Genomic DNA, 26,369 nt, shown 5'->3' on the forward strand with positions numbered 1-26,369 from the left:
GAGCGAGATACCCTGATTGAAGCACGGCCGTTCCCGGAATGCTGTAAAAGCACGGGTGCAACGCATAAAAATGTCGTCAAAACAGGTAGCATTGCAAGCCGGTAGCGCTCAAACGATCAGCCGGTATCCAATCCCCGTCTCGGTCACGAGGTGCTCGGGCTTTGCGGGGTCACGCTCGAGCTTTTGCCGAAGATGAGCCATGTAGATCCTCAGATAGTGCAGACTTTGCGCATGAGCCGGTCCCCAGACCTCCTGCAGCAGTTCGCAATGCGTCATCACGAGACCTGCATGACGAACGAGCGCAACGAGGAGCCGGTACTCGACTGGCGTCAAATGGACGTGCTCACGGCCGCAACGCACCATTCGGGCCGACAGGTCGACCGTGACCGAGCCGAACGAGACGCTGGCGGATTGCGCGACCACGCACCGGTTATATCTGCGCAGCAGGGCACGAATGCGAGCCTCCAGCTCGGCAATACTGAACGGTTTCGTCAGATAATCGTCCGCCCCGGCGTCTAGCGCCGTAACCTTTTCCTGATCCCCAGCCTGATCCGACAGCACGATGATCGGCACGTCGGACCAGCCGCGCAGTTGACGGACTACGTCGATCCCGCCGAGACTCTCCAGTCCGGGATCGACGATGACCAGATCCGGTCGCACACTCGCCGTGATGGCTATACCCTGCGGTCCTGTGTCGGCATTCAGGACGCGCATCGCCTCGCTTTCCAGCGAGGTTCGCACATAGCGGCGCAAATGCCTGTCGCCCTCGATCAGCAGCACTGTGGCGATTGGATCGCTCATGACGCTGGGACGTCATTGATGGCATCCCCGGAGACGGTCCGCGACGTCTCCTGTGACGTGCCTTCACTGAGAGCATCGGCAGCCCCGGGTTCCGGCGGGGGTGTCTCATCGGCCGGCAACATGAACCAGAAACAGGCGCCCAGCACGCTCCCGTTCGGATCTGTGCGGTTCGCCGCGCCAATCTTTCCTCCGTGCGCATCGACGATCGCGCGGCAAATGGCAAGACCCAGTCCTATGCCGGGCAACGCCGACTCTTTCTCGCCGCGGGTGAACTTGTCGAATACGCGAGACTCCATGCCCGGGGACAGACCCGGTCCGCTGTCTTCGACATTGACTTTCACATAGCGGTGCTCGTGCTCCTCGACGACCGCGGCACTGACGGCGAGCGGTGAACCGGCGGGTGTGTACTTCGCGGCATTGTCGAACAGATTGGCGAGGAGCCGTTCCACCAGTACGGCATCGAGCCGGACCAGCGGCAAATCGTGCGGCACATGGGTAGTCACCTGACGGCCGGAGAGCAGACGGCGCGAAGCGGCCAGCGCAGCGCCGATCAACTCTTCCAGCGATGACCATTGTCGGTTCAGGCGCATGCTGCCTTCCTGCAGACGGACCATGTCGAGCAGGTTGGTCACAATGCCCGTCATCCGCATCGCCTCATCATAGATCCCTTCGGCGAGTTCATTGGTATCCGGATGCCTCGCCTTCTCACCGCGGCCCGGTTCCGCCAGTAAAGAGGCGAAGCCCACGATCGCGGTCAACGGCGTACGCAAATCGTGCGAGATCGCCGACAGCAACGAATTCCGCAGTCGTTCTGATTCCATGCTGATCAGCGCGTCCTGGGCAATCTCGACATAGTGAACGCGCTCGAGCGCCAGCGCGATCTGGGCCGCAAACGTATCGAGCATGCGGCGCTGTTCCGGGATTGCAAACTCTCCCATTCCCGCGGAGAGCAGCGCGAGGACGCCCCGTGTACGCATCGGTGCGCGCAGCGGCAGATAGAGTGCCGCAGCTGCAGGTAACGTCTCTGTTCCGTGGCCGGCAGGCTTTTGCTGGTCATAAACCCATTGCGCGATATCACAATCGAGATCGGCGCCGGTCAGCGTGACCGCCGGGTCCGGGTTTTCGACCTTCTGTCGCACCTTTTCGGCGCTATCGGGCAACAGGATGGCGACGCGCACCTGGAATACCTCGACGACATGCCGCGTACCGATTTCGAGGATCTGGTCGGTCGTGAGGGCGGTGCCCAGCTCGCGCGTCATCGCGAACATGGCATCAGTCCGGCGCTCACGCATCGTCGCCATACGGGCCTGTCTGCGCAGACTCGAGGTCAGATGGCTGATCGTCAGCGACGTGACGAGCATGACTGCGAACGTCAGCAGATACTGTGTGTCCGATACGGAAAACGACAGCCGGGGCGGTACGAAAAAGAAGTCGAATGCCGCGACGCCGAGAAAAGAAAGCAGCACGCCAGGTCCGCGCCCTAAACGCACAGCCGCGAAGACGGTCCCGAGCAGATACAGCATGACGAGATTGGCAAGCGCGATGCGGTCCGCGAACACGCTGGCGAGAGCCGTAATCACCGCGCAGATCGCTACCGAGTACAGGTAGGAATAAAGCGGGACGCCGTGCCGGTCCTCACCCGGCGCGGCAAAGCTGGCTGCCACACCGCGAGGCGCGGCGGATTCGCGCGCCGCACCGGAATTGATCAGCGTGACATCAATGTCCCGAGCGGCGCGGATTACACGCGCAGCCGTGGACCATCCGAGCCAGCCGCGCCAGCCACGCAACTCGACCGTTCCCACGACAAGCTTCGACACATTGCGCATGCGCGCATAGGCAATCAGCGTTTGGGCGACCTGCTCGCCCTGCAACGTCACGGTTTCTGCGCCCAGTTCGGCGGCAAGCTTGAGCGCGTCGAGCGTACGTCCACGTATCGCGTCGGGCAGTCGCTGAAGTTTGGGCGTCTCGACATAGACGGCCAGCCAGTCGGCCCTCAGGTTCGATGCGAGTCGAGCCGCCGCGCGCACGAGATTGCTGCTCTCTGGACCGGCACCGACGCACACGATGATGCGCTCGCGCGCCTGCCAGATCCGCTCGATCGACTGATCCGCACGATACTCGCGCATCTGCGCATCGACGCGGTCGGCGGTGCGGCGCAACGCCAGCTCGCGCAGCGCGATCAGATTGCCCTTGCGGAAGAAATTGCGCACGGCCTGCTCGGCCTGCTGGGCCATATACACCTTGCCTTCACGCAGGCGATCGAGCAGTTCCTCCGGCGGCAGGTCGACCAGCGTCACTTCGTCGGCGAGATCGAACACGCGGTCGGGTACCGTTTCCCACACGCGGATGCCTGTGATCTGCCCGACCACGTCGTTCAGGCGCTCGAGATGCTGAACGTTGACGGTCGTGTATACATCGATGCCGGCGTCGAGCAGCTCCTGCACATCCTGCCAGCGCTTCGGATGCCGGCTGCCCTGGACATTCGAATGCGCCAGTTCGTCGACGAGAATCAGCCGCGGCTTGCGTGCGAGTGCGGCATCGAGATCGAACTCGGCAAGCAGCCGTCCGCGATATTCGATCCGCGCGGGCGTAATGACCTCCACCCCGTCCATCAGCGCGAGCGTCTCCTTGCGTCCATGCGTCTCGACGACCCCGACGACGACATCGACGCCTTCTTCCTTGCGATATCTGGCGGCCTGCAACATTGCAAAGGTCTTGCCGACTCCGGCCGATGCACCGAAGAACACCTTGAGCCGGCCGCGCTGGCTCTTTTCTTCATCGCGCTGGATGCGGTCCAGCAGTTCGTCGGGATCGGGCCGGTTCATCGCACCCCCTGCGGGTCATCCCGTCATCATGTCTTCGAGGCCGTGCCCGCTGAACCTCAATGCATCGGCTTGAGCTGGTCGAGCGCGAGATTGAGTTTCAGCACGTTCACGCGACGCTCGCCCAATACGCCGAGCTGCCGCCCCGACGTGTTCTGCGCGATCAGCGCATTGACCTGCTGCTCGGACAGCGCCCGCGCCTTCGCGACTCGAGCCGCCTGATAGGCGGCGGCAGCCGGTGAAATCTCCGGATCGAGGCCGCTGCCCGATGACGTGACCAGATCGACAGGCACGGGCGCTGTATTCGACGGATCGGCGTCGTGAAGCGCCGTGAGGCGCCCCTTCACTTCATCGGCGAGCGCCGGGTTGGTGGCGCTGAGGTTCGAGCCGCCCGAGTTCTGCGCGTTGTACGGATTCGGCGTCGTGGCCGACAGCCGTCCCCAGAAGTAATACGGCGCGTCGAACTGCTGGCCGATGATTTCCGAGCCGACCGGCTTGCCGTCCTTGTCCATGAAACTGCCGTTGGCCTGATGCGGAAACAGCGCCTGCCCAATAGCGGTGACGACAAGCGGATAGACGATGCCCGTGATCACCGTCAGGAACAACAAAAGAACCAGCACGGGGCGCAATGAATTCTTCATGATCGTGCACTCAGTTTTTCCTCAAACCCATCCGAACGCAGCCAGCACCATGTCGATCAGCTTGATGAACGGAAACGGCAGAATAATGCCGCCTAGGCCATAGATCAGCAGGTTGCGCCGAAGCAGCGCCGCTGCACCCAGCGCACGATATCTGACGCCCTTCAGCGCAAGCGGGATCAGGAATACGATGATCAGCGCATTGAAAATCACCGCCGACAGAATCGCCGACGCCGGGGACGCAAGATGCATGACGTCCAGTACACGCAGTTGGGGGTAGGTCGAAGCGAATGCGGCCGGAATGATCGCGAAGTATTTCGCAACGTCATTGGCGATCGAGAACGTCGTCAGCGATCCACGCGTCATCAGCATCTGCTTGCCGATCTCGACGATCTCGATCAGCTTGGTCGGATTCGAGTCGAGGTCGACCATGTTGCCGGCTTCCTTGGCGGCCTGGGTGCCGGAGTTCATCGCCACGGCAACGTCGGCCTGCGCGAGCGCGGGAGCATCATTGGTGCCATCGCCTGTCATCGCGACCAGCCGTCCGTCGGACTGATGCCCTCGAATCATCTTCAGTTTGGCCTCGGGCGTCGCCTCGGCCAGGAAGTCATCGACGCCGGCTTCCGCTGCAATCGCCGCAGCCGTCAGCCGGTTGTCGCCGGTGATCATCACGGTCTTGATGCCCATCTTGCGCAGTTCCGCAAAGCGCTCCTTGATACCACCCTTGACGATATCCTTCAGTTCGATCACACCCAGTACGCGGGCTGGACCACTATCCGCGCTGTCGTGACCACCCGGCTTCTCGGCGACAACCAGCGGTGTACCGCCGCGCCGCGCGATATCCGTTACCGCGTTGTTAACTTCCGCCAGATAACGGCCGCCGTGCGCCTCGACATACTGCTTCACTGCTTCGGATGCACCCTTGCGGATTTCCCGGTTGGGCAAATCCACGCCGCTCATCCGCGTTTGTGCGGTAAACCCGAGGAAGGTCGCGTGCAGCGACGCCATGTCGCGCTCGCGGATATTGAAGCGCTGCTTCGCCAGCACCGCGATGCTACGGCCTTCAGGCGTTTCGTCGGCAAGCGACGCGAGTTGCGCCGCATCAGCCAGATCGTGCTCCGACACACCGGGTGCCGGTACGAAGGCAGACGCCTGGCGATTGCCGAGCGTGATCGTTCCCGTCTTGTCAAGCAGCAGCACGTCGACGTCGCCAGCCGCCTCGACGGCACGGCCCGACGTCGCGATCACGTTCGCCTGCATCATCCGGCTCATCCCCGCGACCCCGATCGCCGACAACAGACCGCCAATGGTGGTGGGGATCAGACAGACCAGAAGAGCGACAAGTGCGGTGATCGTCACCACCTGACCCGCTTTCGCGACTTCGACGGAGAACATCGAAAACGGCAGTAGCGTCGCGGTGGCGAACAGAAGCACGAGCGTCAGCGCCACCAGCAGGATCGTCAGCGCGATCTCGTTCGGGGTCTTCTGCCGCTTGGCTCCTTCGACCATCGCGATCATCCGGTCGAGGAAGGCTTCACCGGGATTGACCGACACCCTCACGACGATCCAGTCCGACAGCACGCGCGTGCCGCCCGTCACCGAAGAAAAGTCGCCGCCGGACTCACGGATGACCGGCGCGGACTCGCCCGTGATCGCCGACTCGTCGACGGACGCAACGCCCTCGATCACATCGCCGTCAGCCGGAATCGTGTCTCCTGCCTCGATAAGCACGACATCGCCCTTGCGCAGATCGGTCGATGCCATGATGCGCACGGGTGCTTTCGGGTGCGGTTCGTTGAGCTTCTTGGCCATCACGTTGTGCTTCGCGCTGCGCAGCGACGCCGCCTGCGCTTTGGAGCGTCCTTCCGCAAGCGCCTCGGCGAAGTTTGCGAACAGCACCGTGAACCATAGCCACAACGTAATGGCGAGGATGAATCCGGCAGGCGCCTCGGCCTGCCCGGCGAGCGCCGCGAACCAGAGGATGGTCGTAAGAATGCTGCCCACGTATACGCAGAACATCACCGGATTGCGCAACTGCGTGCGTGGCGTCAGCTTCCTGAACGAATCGACGATCGCCGGTTTCACGAGCACCGGGTCGAACATCGAGCGTGCCGCGGTACGTGCCTGGCCAAGATTATCGGGACGATGGGCAGGCGGTTGAACGGAAGTGGTCATGCTTTCCTCGAATTCAGTGACCTGAAATCATCGACAGATGTTCGACAACCGGGCCCAGTGCAAGCGCGGGTACGAAGGTGAGCGCCCCGATCAGCAACACGGAGCCGAGCAACAGCACGACGAACAAGGGTCCATGCGTGGGCAGCGTACCCTCGGTGGTCGCGATACGCTTCTTTTGAGCGAGGGATCCGGCGATCGCCAGCACCGCAACAACCGGAACGAACCGGCCAAGCCACATCGCGATAGCGAGCAGCACGTTATAGAAAGGCGTATTGACAGACAGTCCAGCAAACGCGCTACCGTTGTTGTTGGTAGCTGACGTAAACGCGTAGAGGATCTGCGAGAACCCGTGTGCACCCGGGTTGCTGATGCCGGTAGTCCCGAGCGGAGACAGCACGCCGATGGAGGCACCAACCAGCACGATCATCGGCATGACGAGTACCGCGATCGATACCATCTTCATCTCATAGGACTCGATCTTCTTGCCGATGTATTCGGGCGTTCTGCCGATCATCAGTCCCGCGATGAATACGCCGAGCAATGCAAACACGAGCATCCCGTAGAGGCCCGATCCCACCCCGCCGAACACCACTTCGCCCAACTGCATCATCAGGAGCGGCACGAAGCCGCCCATTGGCGTCAGTGAGTCGTGCATGTTATTGACCGCGCCGCACGATGCGGAGGTGGTGGCCACGGTGAAAATGCCCGAATCGGCAATGCCAAAGCGCGTTTCCTTGCCCTCCATGTTTCCGCCCGGTTGCAGCGTCGAGTGGACCTGATCGACGTGCAGCGGCGTGAGCAACGGATTACCGGCCTGTTCAAAGGCAATCTCACCCCAGCACGCGATTGCGAACGCGATCGTCATCGCGGCGAGTACCGCAAAACCCTGTCGCTGGTCACCGACCGTTCTGCCAAAAACGATGCATAAGGCCGCGCCGATGCACAGCATCGCCACCATCTGAACAAAGTTGGCCAGCGGCGTCGGGTTCTCGTACGGATGAGCGGAATTTGCATTGAAGAACCCGCCCCCATTGGTGCCCAGCATCTTGATCGCTTCCTGCGACGCGAGCGGACCCATGGCAATGGTCTGTTTATCGGCCTTTATGTCCTGCATGACGGGATTGCCCTTCGCGTCCTTGACAGCATTGCCCTGGGCGTCGGTCTTCGGCACCTGATACGTCGTGACCTGAACCGTCGGCACCTCGACATACGCCCCGAGGTTCTGGATTGCTCCCTGACTGATGAACACCAGCGCTATCACAAATGAGATGGGTATGAGGATAAACAGCGTGGTGCGCGTCACATCGACCCAGAAATTGCCGATCGTCTTCGCAGTGTGACGGGCAAAACCCCGTATCATCGCGATGGCCACGGCAATACCCGTCGCTGCCGAGAGGAAGTTCTGCACGGTCAGCGCCGCCATCTGGGTCAGGTAGCTGACCGTCGTTTCCGGCGTGTAGTTCTGCCAGTTCGTATTCGTCGTGAAGCTCACTGCCGTGTTGAAAGCGGCGTCTGGCGTCATTGGGCCAAAACCCTGCGGGTTGGCGGGCAGCCATTGCTGTAGCCTCAGAAAGCCATATACGGCGAAAGCGCCCAGTGCATTGAAAATCAACACTGCGAACGCGTACTCTTTCCACGACATTTCGGCGTCGGGATCGACCCCGGCAAGCCGGTAAAGAAGCCGTTCAACCGGTTGCCCTAGCTTGCGCACAACGACCGATGAGCCGTCAAGGACGGCGGTCATGTAGCGGCCAAGCGGAATTGCGACCGCGATCAGCACCACGATGAACAGCGTCAGGTGAAAAAGGTTATAGGAGTTCATTCGAGATCCTCCGCACGCAGCAGCGCATACACGAGGTAGACCAGCAGCAGTAGCGTCGCAGCGGAGGCCAGCCAGATCATCCATGCGTTCATGGCCGGCCTCCTGAGACGCGGCGGTGCAATTTCTCGCAGCCGTTGGCAAGCGCGAGGCAGAGTGCGCAAAAAATTGCAATGCCGGCGATATAAATCACGTCCATCTTCGTCCTCCGTCGCTGACCCAGCACAGCCGGAACGCAGCGAGAGTTGCCAATCAAAAGCTAGGCGATGCGAAGTAAAAATTGTGCAAATTTGGAAGGATTACCCAGTTCTGGGTCTGGATCCGGAAACCCGGCCGGTTGGAAACTGCCGAGGGCACGAGTAAATGAACCTTTTAACGAGTAATGGGCAACGCCACCACACGTTACCTAATCGAAGCGCTCAGCAATCGGCACCGCTTATCGTCTTGCGGTGAACCCTGTCGTTTGATGCTAGGTCGCCCGTACTGGCTGCCATCGACCAAGGTCAATCCCGCACCATTGCGAGTGGGTCTGTGACTCCCGACGCCGGACAACCCGTTCTGTACTCGCTGCGCCGACCCGTGGCGGAACCTGCCCAAGGAGCGAACAAAAATGAGCGTGACCATTCGACGGCGCATGCCCTGAGATGGGTCACGTGCTGGACGCGGCTAAACTGATACAGGAACCAACTGTTGCTCTGGTCGACGCCGACAACGTCGGCAACCCGCCGCATTGCTGAAGCAGATCCCAGTCCGATCCAATGTCGGTTTTGGCCGACGACTTGCCGGCCGATACGCCGCGCGAATGGCCGTTCCAGTTTTCAACCGGCCATAGGGCTCGTGTTGGGTCAAAAGGCAGTTGTGGGTCGCGTGCTGCCGATCGACGCCTTCCGACGTTCAGGCTGCGTATGCAGATCGTATCAGGCAATGACCGGCCATAAGCGGCCGCCCGCGAGCACTGAGACGTAGACATCCGAATGTCTCCTGCGCACATCCAGGCTGGCATTTCATTCGAACGCCCCCCGGCAGGTTGAAACTTTCTGGTGCGATGCGCCGCGCTGGCAGCGCCCTCTTCAAACGTCGTTCGGTAGAAACGTATACCCCCGCACCCTATATGAGGTAAGATAGTCCCCTACACTATTTTGGGGCTAGCCGTGAGCCATACGATTCGCGAAAAACAGAAGCTGCTCAACCGGGTTCGCCGCATCAAGGGTCAGGTCGAGGCCATTGAGCGCGCACTTGAAGAAGAGCGCGGATGCATGGATGTGCTCCAGCTCATCACCAGCAGCCGTGGCGCGATGAACGGGCTGCTCGCGGTGGTTCTCGAAGACCACATCCGCACGCATCTCGTCGACGCAGAACCGCACGACGATGCGCACGGCAGCGGCACCGAGCAACTGATTGAAGTGGTGCACAGCTACTTCAAGTGAGAGAAATATGAGCCAATTTGAGGACACCGCTTTCGGGGCGGGACACGATCACATTTTTCTGGGCGCAGCCCACGAAGACAACGAGCGCAGAACCTGGATGGTGATTGCGCTGTGCAGTGCGATGATGGTGGCTGAAATTGTCGGCGGGAGTCTCTTTGGCTCGCTGGCACTCGTCGCCGACGGTCTGCACATGTCGACACACGCTGGAGCGATGCTCATTGCCGCTTTGGCTTATACGTACGCCCGCAAGCATGCCGGCGATTCCCGCTTCGTGTTTGGCACCGGCAAGCTGGGAGATCTCGCGGGCTTTACCAGCGCCATCGTACTCGCGATGATCGCGCTGCTGATCGCGTACGAAGCTGTTTCGCGCTTTCTCTCGCCCGTGCCCATCCACTTTGGTCAGGCGATCCCCATCGCCGTGCTTGGACTGCTGGTCAATCTTGCGAGCGTCTGGTTGCTAAGCGGCGATCACCACGGCCACAGCCATGGACATAGCCACGGGCATGGCCATGGTCACGAGGACGAACACAGTCACGAGGAAGAGGTGCATCGCATCTCCGGTAGCGCTGGCGTACTCGCCGTATCGATCTTCGAAGACGGTGTACCGCCTGTCTTCCGCATTACAGCCGAAACGGGTTCCTCGAAACTAAACGCCGATGCTGTTTCCGTTACGACGATCCGCCCCGACGGCGCGCGCCAGACCTTCGCGTTTGCCGATCGCGGAGGCTATCTGGAGTCAAAGGACGACATTCCTGAACCGCATGCATTCAGGGCCGTTGTCCGCCTGCCCGATGGTGAACATCAGGTCGAGTTCGAAGAACACGAGCACGAACACGACGATGCACAAGCTGCCGCACACCGTGACCACAACATCCGCTCGGCCTATATTCACGTCATTGCCGACGCTGCGGTCTCCGTGCTGGCGATCATCGGCCTGCTGCTCGCACGTGCGTTCGGCTGGGTCTGGATGGACCCGCTGGCGGGTGTAATCGGCGCACTGGTGATTGCGAACTGGTCGTGGGGCTTGATGCGCGATACGGGCGGCATTCTGCTCGACATGAATGTGGATAAACGTATGTCCGAGAGCGTCCGTCATGTCATCGAGGACAACGGCGACACCGTGCTCGACCTCCATGTCTGGCGCGTCGGTCCGGGGCACATGAGCGCGATAGTGTCGGTAGCCACCGGTGAGGCGCGGCGCAACCCGGGCTTCTACCGCGCGGCACTCAAGCGTTTCAAGGGACTGTCGCATGTGACGGTCGAAGTGAATCCAGCGCCCGCGGCCTGACCGATGGCAATCAAATCGCCATGCATCGATGTCTGTGCGTTCGATGGCAAGTCCGGGCTCTGCATCGGCTGCTTTCGGACGTTGGACGAAATCCGCTGCTGGAAGAAGATGACGGACCACCGTCGTCATCAGATACTCAATGAGAAGACCCGGCGACAGGCGAAAGTAGCACGCGAGGTGCAGGACGCTGAGGTGAAAAGCTGAAGGAATAGACACGTTCACTGCTCGGGATGTCCGCAGTACAGCATCGTGGGCCGATGGCCGCGAAGGCGAAAGCGGGCCGATCGACTCCAGCTCCACCACACACACTCTCAAGCCCTCGGACGGTGGAGCATTTGCGGCCGCATTTGATTAGCGGCCATTTTTTATTTCTCGGACGGTGCCTTCATGAGGGCCGATACGGCTGCGATCAGTCCGACCGCGTTCACCGGTTTTTGTACGAAGAGATTGTGCAAGGTCGTCTCAGGACCGCCGGTAAAAACTTCAGACGAGGTGAGGATAATCGGGACGGCGGCAAAGCTCGGGTCAGCACGGAACGCGACGCACAACCCGAGTCCGTCTAGACCTGGCATGGACCAGTCCGTGACCAGTAAATCCGGCGTGGCCAACTGCGCCAGCGCGAGCGCGGCTGCGCCGTCCGGTGCCCAAACGACTTCGAAGCCGTTCTGTCGCAGCACCGCCATCCACGCGGCTGCGGATTGGGCATCGTCTTCAGCTAGAAGAACGACCTTGGGCCGCTGTTCAATTGCTCGGGCCTCCGTCGAATCTGACGGCTGGCAGCAGGTAACGTGCCCGAGAGGGCGGATCGGCCCTGTCCGTCAAACGGTCGTCTGCCGGCTCGTGCGTAAGTTGTCCGCAAACCGTCATTGCAGATGGGATTGCGGACCTGTGACTTTGTTGCCATTTGGCACCGGATATCGGCGCTATATGGCACCTTTTTGGAGGCGCACGCGACGGGCGGCAGTCGGCCGATGCTGTTGAAAAAGTCACTGTCCGTCCTTTTCGCTAGGTTTTCAGGGGTCGTCTTACCCTTGACCGGTGTGCGCGAGCGGTTTGCGGGCCGATCTGAGAGGTCGATTTTCTCGCGACAGAACTGAGAAAACCACGCAGCGACTTTTTCAACAGCATCGGCCACTTTCTGCCGCTCGCCAAGGCCACGCAGTCGACACTCGAATGGCTGGTCCACTCGGAAAACCGCCCGATGCTCAGAGCGCGCTTGTCGGCCAAAGCTGACGTTGGTGTGACGACGCTGATTCGCCTGCTTACGTTTGCGGATTCAACCGGTCGATCGCCGATGATTGACTACGAACGACCCTTGCCAAGATGCGTGCTGCCGACCCGGTTTAACTATCCAATACGCCAACGACGAGACGTCGCCTAATGGTTTTGTAAGCGACCTTCACAAGCCACGGTCGCAAGGATAGTTCAACAGAATCAAACTCCCATATGGCCTACGTCAACCAATTACGCTGCGGTGGACGCGTAGGGCCATACTGACACACCCTCTGGCGCAATGGAGAACTGACATATCTGCCCCTCCCAGAGAGGGCTGTTACCGATCGCGGCATCGAAATGAACGGTCTCGATACTTATCTTGGCGAAGCGCTCGCCGTTGCGCAATTCGATCGACTCGATGACAGCATCAAACCCGCTCGATTCCTGCATCGGTCGAATTGCCTGCGAGGCCACGCGCCACATCACGCGGTGGCCGACCTCGATCGACCGCGCCGAAGTTTCGACCAGCAACCGGTCGTTGATTGCAATCAAGCCGGGCGCGTGAACTACGCCGACGCCAACATTGCGCAAGCCCAGTAACTCCGCGACACGCATGCTCGCCGGTTCCTCGAACACACGCTCGATCGCCCCGGACTGCAGCGTCCGTCCCTGATCGATGACGAGCACTTCGTCGGCGAGAAGCGCCGCTTCGTCGGGATCGTGTGTGACGATGACGGTGACCGCATCGATCTCGCGTTGCAATTCGCGCAGTGAGCGCTGAAGCCGTCGGCGTCGCGGCGTATCGAGCGCCGAGAAGGGTTCGTCGAACAGCAACAGTTGACTGTGGCGCGTGAGCGCCCGGGCGAGTGCTACCCGCTGGCGCTGCCCGAACGAAAGTTGGTGCGGCAGACGGTTTTCGAGCGCGGCAAGTCCAAGGTGGCTGACCCAGTAACGGGCGGCCGTCGCGTCCGCATGGATGGGAAACGCCAGTTGCTCTGCCACTGTCATATGCGGGAAAAGCCCATAATCCTGCGGCATGTAGCCAATCTGACGCTGTTCGGGCGGCAGGGTCCCGAGGTCCGCCGTGCCGAGCGTAACCGAGCCGGCCTCATTGGCATCGAGACCGGCGATCAGGCGCAAGCAAAGCGACTTGCCTGAGCCCGATGGCCCGATGATCGCGAGCCGACGCGTCGACGGGGCCCAGTCGATGTCGAGATCGAAGGCACCGAGGCGCCGTGCAAGCCGGAAAGTGAGGCGCAGGTCATTGCTGGCCGCTCCGGAAGCGGGGCGAGCCGCGATGACGTGCGGTTCATCGCCCGACTCGGTCGTGCTGGCGCTCGCCGGCTCCGGTTCGCCGCGGCGATAGGCCGACGAAGCGGCGCAGGCCACGGCGATCGCAAGCGTGGGCAGCAGCAGCGGCATCATCGCGGGTAGCCCTTGTCCGCCAAACACCACATAGGTGTAGACCGGCAACGAGTACGGGTGGTAGGCCACCATCACGGTCGCGCCGAATTCGCCGAACGCGCGGAGCCACGAGAGCACCAGTCCGGCGCGAATCGCGGGCCAGGCGGCAGGCAGCGCGACCCGGAAAAAGCGACTGGCAGCGTGGTGACCGAGCGTTGCCGCGACGTCTTCGAAGACTGGATCGACCGCGACGAATGCCGAGCGCGCCGCGACCACGAGGAAAGGCGAGGCAACGAAAGTCCCGGCGAGCACGATGCCCGTGAAGGTATCGGTGAGGCCGCCTACAACGCGGCCGATCGCGCTGTACGGCCCGACGAGGAACAGAAGCAGCACACCGCTCGTGAGCGGGGGCAATGCCAGTGGCAACTGCACGACGAAGCCGACTATCGAGAGCAAGCGCGACGAGGAGCGTGCCAGCCAGTAACCGAGCGGCACGCCGCCCACCAGAATGATGAGCGAGGCGACGCTCGCGCTGCCGACGGAAACGGCCACTGCGGACAATGCCGCATGCCAGTCGACGCCCACCCAGTCGGCCCTCCCGATCTGCGGGATACTCGCCACGAATGGCGCGCACAGATAGATGGCGAGGAGCAGTGCGAGTCCGGTCAGCGGCCGGGCCGCCTCACGCTTCATTGCGCGGCGTCGAGCACGGCCTGCACCGAGGGCGGTACGGCCTGCCGATGACCGGTGACCGTCGGCTTCACGATGTCCACGCCATGTTCCTGCAGCAATGCGCGTCCCCTGGCGCTCAGCAGAAAGTCAACGAAGCGCACGGCGCCGCTCGCATTCTGCGCATCCTGAAGGATCGTGAGCGTGTAACTCGCCTTCGCCTGCAGTTTGGGCGCGGGACGCACGGACGGAATCTTCAGATCGGAAGTTTCGGTCGAGTAAAAGAAGCCGGCGTCGAGCTGGCCCGATTGCAGCCTGCCTACGAGCGTCTCCTCCGGTAGCACCTGAGCCGGGTTGTCCGGGGCGCCGATTGTCTTTTCGACGAGATCCGGTTGCTGATAGAGCGTCGCGGCTCTGGTCATCATTTCAACCGTGAACGCGCCCTTCGGATCGAGCTTTGGATCCGTACGGCCGACCCGGATGCCGGGTTCCTGTAACACCTGATCCCAGCGTTTCGTCCTGAAGTCCTTGGCGAAGTGGCTTTGCGGGTTATAGCCGATCATCAGCGGCGACTCGGCAAAGTTGACGTACCACGTGACATGATCGCCATTGGCCGAACCCATCAGACCGGTGTTGACCTTCGGGCTCGCGCTGATGAACACGTCGCCGCGCCGCAGATTGCCCTTGATCTCGTTGGCGATCTTGGTCGAACCGGCGGCGTAGCCCTGGAAGTGCAAACCGGTTTCCATCTCGAACGCGGGGCCTACACTGCGCTCCATCAGGTTGACGAGGGAACCGGCATAAAGCACGTTGACTGTGTTTTCGTCCGCAGCGCAGACCTGCGCGGTGAGCGCACCCACCATGACTGCACTGGAAACCAGGAGTTTGCGAAACATTGGACGGTCCTCGCAGCACTATAAAGATCGATATATTACGGTCGTCGGATCGACTTATGGTTGCAGAAATGCGAGTTTCTCCTGGGAGAAAGAAAGGAAAATCGAGGTGGCCTGAAGCGGATGGCGGGGTAAACTGCGCTATGGCTATTCATGCAGGTCGGCGACTCGGACATCGCGGTCACTGCCAACCCGCAGCGCTGACGGATGCCCATATCGGCTCGACAAGCTGTAAAAGACGCGAACGATTCTGTCAGCAGCAGACCGAGCCGAACGATTCTCCCGTCTGCGCTCCGGGGCACTCGAGCGCTTCTACATCCGTGCCTGATCCGGCGCGGCTCCACGGTCGCCTGCGCGCCGGCCTGCGACCATCTGCACCAGCCAGTTCACGACAAGCGCTGTATACGCCCGCTGGCTCGGATCGTCCGATAGCCCATGGTCGGCGCCTTCGATGATCCGGTACGTGAGCGAATGCGCCTGTAAAAAGGCCTGAAGATAGCTGGCGATTACGGTGTGCGGCACGATCTCGTCATGTTCCGATTCGACGAGCAGAACATCGCCGCCAAAGCGGGCTGCCGCGCGCAACGCGCGATTGTCCGACGATGGCACGATGCGTTTGCGATACGCGACGAGATCATGTTCGACGTGCAGGGCGCGCTTCGGCGTGTTCCATCCTTCGTCGAGGTAAAGCGCCGGTACGCGCAGACCCAGCCAGCGCACGGGGCGCAGTTCCGTCAGGATCGCCGCGAGATAGCCCCCGTAGCTGCTGCCGATCACGGCAACCGCATCGCGATCAATCAACGGATGGTCAACGAGCGCGTCGTAGGCTGCAAGCAGGTCCTTCAGATTGGTTTCCCGGGTCACGTTTTGCTGTTCGTCCAGCGTGCGCCCATGTCCCGTCAGATCGAAGGTCAGGCAGACGCAGCCGAATGCGGAAGCCTGCCGGGCGCGCTCGAGATATTGCTCCTGATTGCCGCCCCAGCCGTGCACGAAAAGAACTCCTGGCACCGTTGTCTTCGGCGCGAGCAGGGTCCCGTCGAGGTAGCCGCGTTCGACCTTGATCTGCACACCATAACGCTCAGCTGTCATATGCCACTGCTCCGTTTGAAGGTATGGCGATCCACCGTGTAGTACTTCGTGATGGCTCCCACTCGCGCATCAACGCCCTGATAGATGAGGCAGGCGCCGTCAGGCAGCTGCACGTCTTCTCCGTAAAGCTCCCGTGTCGAGGCGCGCACCGCATATACCTGAGGGTTCTCCCTGAACATGCGCAACGCGCCAATCTCTGCGCCCGTTGCGCCGCCGATCCGCCACGACTGCTCGAGCACGCCGCAATGGCGCACGCCCCGCGCATCGATGCCCCAGGCGACGTCATAGTTGCGTCTCGATGCGAAAAAGCCGGCGTAGTCTTTTTGCACGGCGGCGTCGAATGCACGCGCCTTGATGATCGCCTCATGGATATCGCTCGTGACGTCGAGCTGCGCAAGCATATCGAAGCCACCATGCATGACAACCAGGTCTGTGCCGCCATAGACGTGATGGCCATGGTTGTTGACGGTCAGATGCTGCACACCATAGTAACTCGCTACCAGATCGTCGAGCGTCACCTGGCCGACGCTCAACGTTTCAATGCTGTCCAGATGCCGTTCCACGACGATGCCTTCGGCTCCCAGCGCCGCGTCCCCGAGCGCATCGAGTTCCGCTTCCAGTTCATCCATATCGGCCACCAGTGCCTGTCCCGCTCCGCCGATCCCATAAGGGCGCTTGATCCGCACACGCCCCCCCGGCCAGAGCATGCGCGCCGCGTTGAAGGCATCGTCGCGCGAAAACGCGGAATAGCCCGGCAGCACCAGCGAAGCGGTGTGCTCGCCGAAGACGCGCGACCAGCCAGGGGGCGAAGCCTCTGCGTCGTCGGGCAGCGCGTGTGCGATCACCTTCGTCGCGACGAACGGAAATGGCACGACGCCGCCGAACAGATCGCGCACGGATCGCACGCCGAGCTTGCGCGCTTCGGTCAGCGTCAGCGTGTCGTCGGGGACCAGGTAGCGATGCGCGGGATATGCTTCACCCGTGTTGAACTCGCCAGCAAGCGTCGTGCCTTTGAGTTCAGCGATCTGCCTGGCGAGCGCCCAAAGCGTGTCGACCTCGTGGCCGGTTTGAACGGCCTTGCGTTGCCCACGATATACGAGGACAACGGGCAGCGCTGGCTTCGCCGGAGATAAACACACCTTCAAGTTGTCCTCCCCGCGCCGGGGCGCAATAGTCGCGGTATTCGTGGTCATGCGCGGGCATCATCGGTCGACGGGATTTTTGCGAGTCAGCCACGCCTGTCTCTTGCATCTCCAAAAGACATCATCCGGATGCCATTACGCGCAGCACCGGGTGTCCGTCTACGTTCTTCAGCGGGAAATACGAGTGATGGGTGGCAGGGTCGATGGCGACCACGTGCGCGTTTGGCCCGAGCCGACCCTCGCCGATTTTGGCAACGTTCGGGCCTTTGACACCGAAGATCGAGACAACGCCATCTTCGCCCGCGACAAAGACCCTCCCCAGGCCGGGATCGAACGCGAGCACATCCGGGTCTTTACCGATGGGGAATGACCGGACGACTCGCCGTGCTTGCATATCGAAGACGAGCAGCTTGTCATTACCCTGACAGGCGACAAAGGCAAGCCGGTCTGTCGAATCGATCAACAGTCCATGGTTGTGGTCGGCCCCCGGGAGGGGAAACCGGGCGACGATCCTGTCGACTGTCGGGTCAATTTCAACGAGTTCATTGCGCGTCTGCACGTTGACAAAGATGTGATGCGATTGCGCATCGTATTGCGTGTTGCCAACCTCTCCACCAAGCGGAATGGTCGTGATGCGCTGGTTGGTCCGGACGTCAACGACTGTCTCCGTGCCCCCGGTCTCGTCCGACGCGTAGAGCTTATGCACATCCGGCGCATAAGCCATCCCGTCCGGGTAATGTCCGCCCGGCATGCGCGCGACGATCCTGAGTGTTGCTTCATCGATGGCCACGATCTCGTCCGTTCCCGTCGCTGAGGCATACACGCGCGACATCCCGGGAATGGCGAGCACGCCATGCACCGATGAAACATCAGGAATCCGTGCGACCACGCGCGAAGCATTCACATCAACGACAATCACCTCTCCGTCGCCGAGGTGCGCGATGAACAGCAGATGGCGATCGGGATCGTAGCTTTCGTAGTCAAGCCGGGTGGCGCGACCCGGCAGCGGAATATCGGCGACGTGTGTCAGTGGGAGATTGCTGATCTCCTGCCCGGCAGCGGGCGGAATCAAGTGCACCAGAACGCCCAGGGCTGTACACAGTCCGAGCAGGACGAGGTACAGGAGCACCGCCGGGCGCAAACTCCAAGGTTGCAAGATTTTCATAAAACCCTCCTGCGGCACGACGGCCACCGCTACGCGCGAATGGCGGCTGCGGTGGCATCGCGCAGAATATGGCCGCGCAGCGTTAGCGCGTGATTGCGGCCTGCGCATCCAGAGCCGCCTTGACACCCCTGGCCAGGTCGGCGGCCTTACCCTTGCCCCAGTAATGCAGGAACATGATGCGGGGCGACTCGCCCGTCATATGCTGATGGATGGCCACGATATTGATCCCCGATGCGCGCATGCTCTTGAGTACCGCCTGCAGCTCGCTTTCACGCATCGCGAAATCGCCATCGACAACCGCTTCGTCGTCTGTGCCGGCGAAGGCGGCCCACGTGTTAACTCCCATCTCGTTGCCGACGGTGACGCCGTGCATGCTCGCTGTTCTGCCGACGACGACCTTGAACATGCCGTTGTTCGTCTGGCCCTTCGCGCCGAACACCGCTTCCAGCGGCGCCGGACTGATATTGCTCGGATCCGCAATGTGGCCGGGAAAGACGTTTTCCGGATTCAGGTGCGCAGCCCGATATTCTGCGATGGTGTCGTAGACCTTCTTGACGCCCTCCGCGAGCTTTCCAGCATCGCCCGTGCCGCCGATATGCATGAAGTACACCTTGGGCTGGTCAAAGAAGAAATGATTGTGAAGTGCCGTCACTTCCAGGCCGGCGTCGAGCGCTGCACTCATGGCCGGATTGACCTCATCTTCGAACAGTACGGTGTCGCCCATCATCATGACCTGCGAACCGTGTGCCGGCTTGAATGCTGCATAGGACGTGAGTCCCATGAACGGTGGCATCGTCCAGCCGTCTACCTGGACCTTTACGTCGTTGCGCGGTTTCGAGATCTTGAACACGTCCTCCTGTTTGGAAAATGTGCCCTTCAGGCCGGTGATCTGTTCAATGCGAGCCGTGTCTATTGACGCAGGCTGCTGTGCATTGGCTGGGCTGGTGAACGCACAGACACTGGTGGCGATGATCAATGCGTGCGAGAGGCGTCTTAACGATGACATCAGAAATTCCTCCTTGAACTGGGTGCATCAGCTACGCAGCATTTTTTGTGATCTTCGGGAACTGCGCTCTGTCTGGTTTCCTCCCGCCTGCGTGGTGGAACTGGTCCGGGCCGTTTCGTTCAGCGATCCGGTTTGACGTGACGGAAGACGAAAAGTAGCGAAAGGTCATAGGCGATCTTCAGCGCGCCGCAGGCGACAAGCGGCGCGCCAAGCCACCCGATGCCAATCAGGCCGCCCGCCAGAGACGGTGCGAGCGATGCAGCGAGGCTCCGTGGTACCGAAGTGAAGCTTGCCGCGGCGGACCGCTCGGCCGGCGTAACGACGGCCATCACGTAGGCGGTGCGCGTGGGAACGTCCATCTGGGACAACGCGCTGCGCGCGAGCAGCAGCGCCAAAGTCACTGGCAACGAAGCAGCAAAGGCCGCGGCGATGAGGCACAGGCTTGCTGGGATGTGCGTGAACACCATCGTATTGAGCAGCCCGATCTTGCTGGCGAGTCGCGGTGCAGCCAGCTGGGAGAGAGCGGTAAGCAGCCCTGCCCAGAAAAAGAACTGGCCCGCCGCGCCCGCGGACAGGCCGAAGCGTTGCATGAGCCACAGCGACATCAGAGAATTGACGACCAGACCGCCGGCAAACGCATCGATGCTGAACAGCAACGCCAGACGTGTCACGATGTGCCGTGACTTGCCGAGCGGTGCGCTCAGGCCAGAAGTGTGTGCGCCAGCAGGCGGCAAGCGACGATAGAGCAACCAGATCGCACCGCCCGTCGCCGCATACACGATGAACATCGTGCGCATGGCCGTGAGTTCCGCCATGTGTGCATGTGCTACCAGCCACGCGGGCACGCCCGCTGCGAGCGAACCGACTGCGGCTGAAACGGCACCGACCAGGCTGTAGCGGGCGAATAGCGCCGTTCGTGCATCGCCCGTCGCCATCCCGGCAAGCTGGGATTGTTCGAGGGGGAGAAAAAGGCTGACGTCGCCAGAGCTTGGGTTGAGCGTACCAACAAAGGCGACGATGAGCAGAGGCAGCAACGACGATAGCCCCGCAAAGCCAAGGCCAGTCGCGACCATCAGTACAGCGGCGAAAATAAACATCCGGCGTGCCGCGAAGCGATTGGCCAGCACGCCGACCGCGATCGTGGCCACCGCGGAGCCGACCAGCGTCGCGGTGCTGATCAGCCCGACGTCGACCTTGGCGAACCCAAGCGCGAGCAGATATGCGGGTAACAGCACCGCGATGAAACCGTCACAGAGGCCCCGCAGTCCACGGCTTACCAGCAGCAGTTGCGCCGCGCGGTCGGCTCCTGCTGGCAATACCCGTCTTGACATCCGCGCTGCCAGCGAAACAGTGTGACCTTCCTCACGTGTGTTCATTGCTGCTCTTGCACCAGGCATACAGCGCGTCGTAGACGATCATGCCTTGTCGCAACTGCTCATGATCGTCTGTGAAATTGCGTGACAGGCCGATAGAGATGGCATAGAGCCCGGCCGCCTCAGGAGCCAGATCGAGCCGGCTGGTGTCGGCGCCTCGCACGATGCGCGCGAGCCTGATCAGCGCGGGTTCGTCCAGTTGATATTTCTGCAGGAAGGCATCGAAACTGCAGAGTTCGCCGTGATGACCGAGTTCGACGTCCGGCACATCGAAGGGAATCGCCCTTGTTTGCTGAGCGAGGCGCATGACCTCGTCGCGAGGCACGTAGAGGAACTCCGGTTCCTTGTCGATGAAACGGGCAATCAGCCACGGGCAGGCGATACGGTCGACTTTGGGTCGTTCGCGCGTAATCCATTTCATAACGCTGCTCCTCCTTGAACACAGCTGTGACAAAACGCTTGATCAGTCGTCGTCTTCCTCGTCGCCCCCCGTCGCGACGACCTTTCCCGTCTCGTCGAGAATCAGAGTCTGTTTCTGGTCGCCAGACCCGAGGGTGACGTCGTATTGGGTCGCGCCCCGGGCAGTGTGTTTTTCGATTTCACTTACCGGGCGACCCTGTGCCTGCTGGTCGATGGTCGCTTTGACAGGGGCCGGCACCTGTGAGAGCTCGATGGTCTGTCCACCCGCCTTTTCGCCAGGCCGCTGCTTGCATCCGGTAGTCGCAAACATACACGCCAGCAACAGACTGGCGATCACATATCGTCCGTTGGGAATCAACATCACGTTCTCCCTCTTCGCGCTGAATCGATCATCTGGACCGTCAGATGAGCAGCGCCTCGAATCGTGTCTTTAGCATTTGCGGGCGGGCGCATTCCCTCATGGATTTGTGAGCAGCGCTTCCATTAGCCGTGCGCATGGATGAGCGGGTACACAGCCAGACCGATGAGGGCCGCGGCGATGACGATGATTGGCTCCTGCAGCTTCTTGAAACGCCACAGCAGCAGCACGGTTGCGAGAGCGAGCAGAACCGTGGGCCAATCGATGATCGAACGCCGCGCAATCACAATCACTGAGCCGGTAATAGCGCCAACGGCAGCTGCTGTGATGCCGTCGACGAATGCCTTGATGGCGGGCAGCTTGCCGTACTTCTTGAAGTACGGCGCCGGCAGCACCGTGAAGAGATAACAAGGCAGGAAGGTGCCGAGGGCCGCCACGCAGGCGCCCGCGAGTCCCGCGACCAGATAGCCGATGAAACCAACCGTGATCACGACCGGTCCGGGCGTAATCATCGCGACGGCCACAGCATCGACAAACTGTTTGTCGTTGAGCCAGTGATGCTCGGTGACCACACCGCCGTAAAGGAACGGGACGATTGCGAGGCCGGAGCCAAAAACGAAAGCGCCTGCCTTCGTGAAGAACAGTCCGATCTGGCCGAGCAAAGGCCAGTCGAGGCCGCTGAGCACGCCGCTCGCAGCCGGCAGCTGGGCCGCTGCTGCAGCATTCAGTCCGCCCCTGATCAACCATTTCGGCGGAGAGACGACGAACCAGTTGATGAGGCCGCCCGCAATAAACAGCCACGCGATCTCGGATTCGGTGATGACGGTCACCACCGCGAGTGTCAGGAAGATTGCCCACAGGAGCCTGTTCCTGCCGATGGTCTTCGTGGTGAGCTTGTACGCGCTCATCGCGATGATCCCCACGACTGCGGCACCGACCCCGTAGAAGGCAGCCTGCATCCATGAGAGCCCGCCAAAGTGGGAGTAGGCCCAGCCAAGGCCAACCACCATCAGGAAGGACGGCAGCACGAAGGCGATACCGGCAAGCGTCGCACCGACGATGCGGTAGTGCACATAGCCCATATAGATGCCGAGCTGCGCTGCCAGTGGTCCCGGCATCATCTGTGCGAGCGCCAGTCCCTCACGGTAATCCGAGTCGCTGATCCATTTACGCTGTTCGACGAGATCGCGATGCATATAGCCGACGAGCGCGACAGGTCCGCCAAACCCGAACGTGCCAAGGCGCAGCATGTACAGGACCAGCTGGCCGAGCGTGTAGCCTGGTGCCGTCGCCGTCGTCGTGCTCACGATCGTCCTCCGGCGTCCCGGCCTTTTGCTGCGGAGAGGAAGTGCGTGTAGAGCGAATCGAGCACGCGACTCATTTCATCGAGCAACTGATCGTCGTCCGACGCGCGCTCCCTGGCACCTGCCATCACGGCTTCGAAACCAATGGCTTCGGGCACTGGGGCACCGCCCACGTCGAGTGCGTGGACCATTTCGCCAAGCCGCAGGAGAGCGGGATCCTTGTCGAGACCGAAACTGACGACCAGCACTTGGAACGTCACGCGCTCGCCGACGTGGGTGAAAGCGGCGCCGTCGAAGTCGAAACCAAGCAAGTTGGATGGGCAGGCACTGGGCGATGTGAGCCAGATGAAGTGCGCATCGCGATCGATGAAGCGCCGGATCAGCCAGGCGCTTGCGACGCGGTCGACCCACATGTGTTGCCGTGTGGCCCAGGTGCGCCCCTGATAGTCGCTGACTGACAGGCTCCGGATGGGCCGCTCGGCGGAATGCGGTTCACCCGGCGAAAGGACGGTATCGACCAGTCCGATGAAGTCCTGCCACGCAGCCTCGGCACGAGTTGCGGCGTCGCCCGGGAAGAAGTCAATGGCGACGATGGTTTCGAAATCCTTGCGCAGACGGCGGAGCAGCTTAGAGAGATCAGCCGCTGACTGGCCGGAAACCGTCTTGCGTGCGTCCTTCAGCGCGCGCATGAACTCCGCATGGTCATCACTACGGTCGAAAAGTGCCCGGAATTCCGCTTCCTGCGCGGCATCGAGGCTCGCCGCACGCAGCAGGTGCGCGGTGCCACCACTATCAGCGATAGCACCCGCCAGTTCGCGCAGCATCTGTTCGCGCTCTTCCGTGCGGGGCAACAGATAGATGCCATCGCGCAGTACCGCGCAGCCTTTGGCCTTCAGCGCGCGCCAGAAGCGCATCCGTGCAGTCGCGTTCTCTGTTGGCAGTGTCAGAACAAGGAGGGACCAAGTGGTGATATTGTCCATGTAGATTATGTTACGTACCTGTAGCTCAATCTACAAGTTAACTTTTGGTGGGATCGTGCTTGCCACGACGGAATGCGGGCAAGGCCGGCAGACGACTCACACAAAGACGATCCTTAAGTTGGGTAAACTGTTGCTCAAATCCACCATGTGCGGGGCTTCCCGCACCCCGACCTGGCATGACATCAAGAATTGGCGCGCAGTTTTAACCGCCCTCAGCGCTGCGGCGTTGTTCGGCGCCGCGACGCCTCTCGCCAAAGCCTTACTCGGCTCGATGTCCCCGTTCATGGTCGCAGGCCTGATCTATCTCGGGCGTGGTGTGGGACTCGGTGTCGGGATCATCGCCCGCCGGTTTCGACGGCCGGCTGCCCAAGCCGCGACCAGCCATCACTTTCGGAAAGCTGAAGTGCCGTGGCTGGCTGGTGCGATCGTCGCCGGAGGTGTCGCCGGGCCGGCCCTGCTTATGCTGGGTCTGTCGAGCGCGCCGGCCGCATCGAGTTCGCTTCTGCTGAACCTGGAGGGCGTGGCGACCGCCGTGATTGCGTGGGTGGTTTTCCGTGAGAACGTTGATCTGCAGGTGTTTCTTGGCATGGTTGCGATCGTCGCCGGCGTCGTGATGCTGTCCTGGACGCCGGGCGAGACGGGTCTGTCGGCCGGTGCCCTGCTGATCCGTCGGAGCGTGCCTGTGCTGGGCAGTTGACAACAACCTCACGCGCAAGGTGTCCGCGAATGACGCGATGGTGATCGCCTGCCTCAAAGGTCTGATTTGCGGGGCCCGTGAATCTTGCGATAGCGATCGCGACTGGCGCATCAGTGCCATCAGCAATCACCGTGGGCGCTGCCATGCTCACGGGGCTCGCCGGGTACGGGGTGAGTCTTGTTCTTTTTGTCGTCGCGCTTCGTCATCTTGGAACGGCCCGCACGGGCGCCTACTTCTCGGTTGCACCTTTGTTTGGTGTTGCCATTTCGCTGCTCATCTGGCCAGAACTTCCGTCGATCACCTTCTAGATCGCCGCAGCACTGATGGCGCTTGGCATCTGGCTTCATCTACGCGAGCGGCACGAACACGAGCATACGCACCAACTGATGGAGCACGTACACCGGCACCGCCACGACGAACATCATCAGCACGAGCACGACTTTCCCTATGCCGGTGACGAGCCCCACGCCCATCCGCATGTCCACCTGCCCATCACGCATTCGCACGCGCACTTCCCGGATATCCACCATCGTCACCAGCACTAGGCTTGGCAAAAACACGAAGTTATTGCGCTGCGCGAGTTCAGTGAGTTAGATGTCTCGTTTTTTTGCTTCGTGCGCAGATACCTGAAGGTCTGGGCGCAAACCGACCCGTGCATAGAATCTGATTTCATCCTGTTCGATGAAGCACAGGACAGCGACGGAGTGATGCTGTGGCTCCTTGATCGACAACGGCACGCGCAGATTGTCTTCGTTGGCGATCCATATCAACAGATATACGAATGGCGTCGTGCAGTTAACACAATGGCGCAGATACATGCACCCGAATGCGCCCTGACGGAGTCGTTCCATTTCGGCCCCGCGATTGCCTCGCTGGCCAGTCGGCTGCTCGCTTTGATGGGCGAGGAAACACCCATTCGCGGACAGGAAGCGATCGGCCCGATCGGCGTTGAAGACCCGTCTGTTTCACCACCCGTTGATGCCATCCTGTGTCGCAAGAATGTGTCAGCGATCTGGCATCTTGCCGCGGGGGTATCCTTGCGCGGACCGCGCCGATTCGCGCGCCACCCACGCGCCGGGGCGCGACATGGGTGCTCCTGTTCCAGGACAAGCAACCCGACCGTCGGCTCCGCGGCAACGCGGCCTGCGAGCGGACGTTTGCGACTTTCGCTCCCGCCACTCCCTCACACGTCCGATCCGCCACCGCGATTGCGCCACTGCACCGCTTCGTCATCGCCTCACGGTCCATCTGCCAGATGGTCCGAGCGCTCATCGGGCAACGTCCCTGAACATTGCGGGCTATCAATCACCATAGCCTTCGCGACCTCGACCGCATCGGAGCACTCCGCGGTTTCCTCCCTTCAGGTTTGTCCAACACCTGCCCGCATGCGCTGTCTCGCGCTTGCGAGCCCACGGACATGGGCAGGCGTCGAACAAACCTCAAGACCAGCCGCCGGTCGGCTCAGTTAGGCAGTTGTGACCTGACGGTATCGCAGACGGTATCAACCTCCGAAGTGAACTGGAGATGCATGGTTTAGACGATCTTTGTTAAGCAGGCGGTGCTGATTTTCCGATGCGGCCCCCCCGAGGCCGTTGAGTGCCGGGCGGGAATGTCGGTATCGCTGACGGTATCGCCGGGCGCCATGGGACCCGTGTCAGGCCCAGCGTTGGGTTTGCGGTGGGTA

21 protein-coding genes and 2 pseudogenes are annotated in these 26,369 nt (G+C 61.4%); 5 read left to right on the forward strand and 18 right to left on the reverse strand.

What is annotated here, in order from left to right:
- Window positions 1-108: 108 nt before the first annotated feature.
- From AB3X89_RS03705 to AB3X89_RS03730, 6 genes are read right to left on the reverse strand one after another with little or no spacing between them, the layout of a single operon-like run.
- Entirely contained in the window at window positions 109-801 is a 693-nt protein-coding gene (locus AB3X89_RS03705) for a response regulator (protein ID WP_368581880.1), read from the reverse strand.
- A complete protein-coding gene (locus tag AB3X89_RS03710; RefSeq protein WP_368581881.1) occupies window positions 798-3,626 on the reverse strand; it encodes a DUF4118 domain-containing protein in 2,829 nt (942 codons plus the stop codon). Before AB3X89_RS03710 ends, AB3X89_RS03705 begins: the two co-directional genes overlap by 4 nt.
- Window positions 3,627-3,682: 56 nt before the next feature.
- Window positions 3,683-4,264 carry a potassium-transporting ATPase subunit KdpC gene (gene kdpC / locus AB3X89_RS03715; RefSeq protein WP_368581882.1) on the reverse strand — a complete coding sequence of 194 codons (582 nt, stop codon included), beginning with the start codon at window positions 4,262-4,264 and terminating at the stop codon, window positions 3,683-3,685.
- 21 nt (window positions 4,265-4,285) lie between these two features.
- Window positions 4,286-6,436, reverse strand: coding sequence for a potassium-transporting ATPase subunit KdpB (gene kdpB / locus AB3X89_RS03720; protein WP_368581883.1), 2,151 nt, complete (start codon window positions 6,434-6,436; stop codon window positions 4,286-4,288).
- A 13-nt stretch (window positions 6,437-6,449) separates the two neighbouring features.
- Window positions 6,450-8,258, reverse strand: coding sequence for a potassium-transporting ATPase subunit KdpA (kdpA, locus tag AB3X89_RS03725; protein ID WP_368581884.1), 1,809 nt, complete (start codon window positions 8,256-8,258; stop codon window positions 6,450-6,452).
- Complete coding sequence (locus AB3X89_RS03730; RefSeq protein WP_008918365.1) at window positions 8,255-8,350, reverse strand: potassium-transporting ATPase subunit F; 96 nt, start codon at window positions 8,348-8,350, stop codon at window positions 8,255-8,257. Before AB3X89_RS03730 ends, kdpA begins: the two co-directional genes overlap by 4 nt.
- Window positions 8,351-9,406: 1,056 nt before the next feature.
- Here AB3X89_RS03730 and AB3X89_RS03735 point away from each other — a divergent pair.
- The 3 genes from AB3X89_RS03735 to AB3X89_RS03745 are packed head-to-tail and all read left to right on the forward strand — an operon-like array spanning window position 9,407 to window position 11,174.
- On the forward strand, window positions 9,407-9,682 hold the full coding sequence (locus AB3X89_RS03735) for a metal/formaldehyde-sensitive transcriptional repressor (protein WP_028362895.1): 276 nt from the start codon (window positions 9,407-9,409) through the stop codon (window positions 9,680-9,682).
- Between the two features lie 7 nt (window positions 9,683-9,689).
- A complete protein-coding gene (gene dmeF / locus AB3X89_RS03740) occupies window positions 9,690-10,970 on the forward strand; it encodes a CDF family Co(II)/Ni(II) efflux transporter DmeF (RefSeq protein WP_368581885.1) in 1,281 nt (426 codons plus the stop codon).
- Between the two features lie 3 nt (window positions 10,971-10,973).
- Window positions 10,974-11,174 carry a DUF1289 domain-containing protein gene (locus tag AB3X89_RS03745; protein WP_368581886.1) on the forward strand — a complete coding sequence of 67 codons (201 nt, stop codon included), beginning with the start codon at window positions 10,974-10,976 and terminating at the stop codon, window positions 11,172-11,174.
- Window positions 11,175-11,335: 161 nt separating this feature from the next.
- Here the strand turns inward: AB3X89_RS03745 and AB3X89_RS03750 are convergent, their stop codons facing one another.
- The 12 genes from AB3X89_RS03750 to AB3X89_RS03805 all read right to left on the reverse strand — a co-directional run bounded on the left by AB3X89_RS03750 (window position 11,336) and on the right by AB3X89_RS03805 (window position 23,988).
- Window positions 11,336-11,716: a response regulator gene (locus AB3X89_RS03750; protein ID WP_368581963.1), complete on the reverse strand. Its 381-nt coding sequence runs from the start codon at window positions 11,714-11,716 to the stop codon at window positions 11,336-11,338.
- A gap of 718 nt (window positions 11,717-12,434) precedes the next feature.
- Window positions 12,435-14,282: an ATP-binding cassette domain-containing protein gene (locus AB3X89_RS03755; RefSeq protein ID WP_368581887.1), complete on the reverse strand. Its 1,848-nt coding sequence runs from the start codon at window positions 14,280-14,282 to the stop codon at window positions 12,435-12,437.
- Window positions 14,279-15,154: an extracellular solute-binding protein gene (locus AB3X89_RS03760; RefSeq protein ID WP_368581888.1), complete on the reverse strand. Its 876-nt coding sequence runs from the start codon at window positions 15,152-15,154 to the stop codon at window positions 14,279-14,281. Before AB3X89_RS03760 ends, AB3X89_RS03755 begins: the two co-directional genes overlap by 4 nt.
- A gap of 309 nt (window positions 15,155-15,463) precedes the next feature.
- Window positions 15,464-16,240 carry an alpha/beta hydrolase family protein gene (locus tag AB3X89_RS03765; RefSeq protein ID WP_368581889.1) on the reverse strand — a complete coding sequence of 259 codons (777 nt, stop codon included), beginning with the start codon at window positions 16,238-16,240 and terminating at the stop codon, window positions 15,464-15,466.
- Window positions 16,237-17,433: a DUF3182 family protein gene (locus tag AB3X89_RS03770; protein WP_368581890.1), complete on the reverse strand. Its 1,197-nt coding sequence runs from the start codon at window positions 17,431-17,433 to the stop codon at window positions 16,237-16,239. Before AB3X89_RS03770 ends, AB3X89_RS03765 begins: the two co-directional genes overlap by 4 nt.
- A 70-nt stretch (window positions 17,434-17,503) precedes the next feature.
- Complete coding sequence (locus tag AB3X89_RS03775; protein WP_368581891.1) at window positions 17,504-18,547, reverse strand: hypothetical protein; 1,044 nt, start codon at window positions 18,545-18,547, stop codon at window positions 17,504-17,506.
- 82 nt (window positions 18,548-18,629) lie between these two features.
- Complete coding sequence (locus AB3X89_RS03780; protein WP_368581892.1) at window positions 18,630-19,553, reverse strand: DUF1259 domain-containing protein; 924 nt, start codon at window positions 19,551-19,553, stop codon at window positions 18,630-18,632.
- A 119-nt stretch (window positions 19,554-19,672) separates the two neighbouring features.
- Entirely contained in the window at window positions 19,673-20,929 is a 1,257-nt protein-coding gene (locus AB3X89_RS03785; protein ID WP_368581893.1) for an MFS transporter, read from the reverse strand.
- Window positions 20,916-21,347, reverse strand: coding sequence for a chromate resistance protein ChrB domain-containing protein (locus AB3X89_RS03790; RefSeq protein WP_368581894.1), 432 nt, complete (start codon window positions 21,345-21,347; stop codon window positions 20,916-20,918). Before AB3X89_RS03790 ends, AB3X89_RS03785 begins: the two co-directional genes overlap by 14 nt.
- 42 nt (window positions 21,348-21,389) lie before the next feature.
- Window positions 21,390-21,707: a hypothetical protein gene (locus tag AB3X89_RS03795; protein ID WP_368581895.1), complete on the reverse strand. Its 318-nt coding sequence runs from the start codon at window positions 21,705-21,707 to the stop codon at window positions 21,390-21,392.
- A gap of 122 nt (window positions 21,708-21,829) precedes the next feature.
- Entirely contained in the window at window positions 21,830-23,011 is a 1,182-nt protein-coding gene (locus AB3X89_RS03800) for a chromate transporter (RefSeq protein ID WP_368581896.1), read from the reverse strand.
- A complete protein-coding gene (locus tag AB3X89_RS03805) occupies window positions 23,008-23,988 on the reverse strand; it encodes a chromate resistance protein ChrB domain-containing protein (protein WP_368581897.1) in 981 nt (326 codons plus the stop codon). Before AB3X89_RS03805 ends, AB3X89_RS03800 begins: the two co-directional genes overlap by 4 nt.
- A 145-nt stretch (window positions 23,989-24,133) precedes the next feature.
- Here AB3X89_RS03805 and AB3X89_RS03810 point away from each other — a divergent pair.
- A pseudogene (locus AB3X89_RS03810) lies at window positions 24,134-25,230 on the forward strand (DMT family transporter).
- Between the two features lie 78 nt (window positions 25,231-25,308).
- A pseudogene (locus AB3X89_RS03815) lies at window positions 25,309-25,719 on the forward strand (UvrD-helicase domain-containing protein); the annotation flags it as partial.
- Between the last annotated feature and the right edge of the window lie 650 nt (window positions 25,720-26,369).

The sequence above is a fragment of the Paraburkholderia sp. BR14320 genome (genome assembly GCF_040948665.1).
GTDB lineage: Bacteria > Pseudomonadota > Gammaproteobacteria > Burkholderiales > Burkholderiaceae > Paraburkholderia > Paraburkholderia youngii.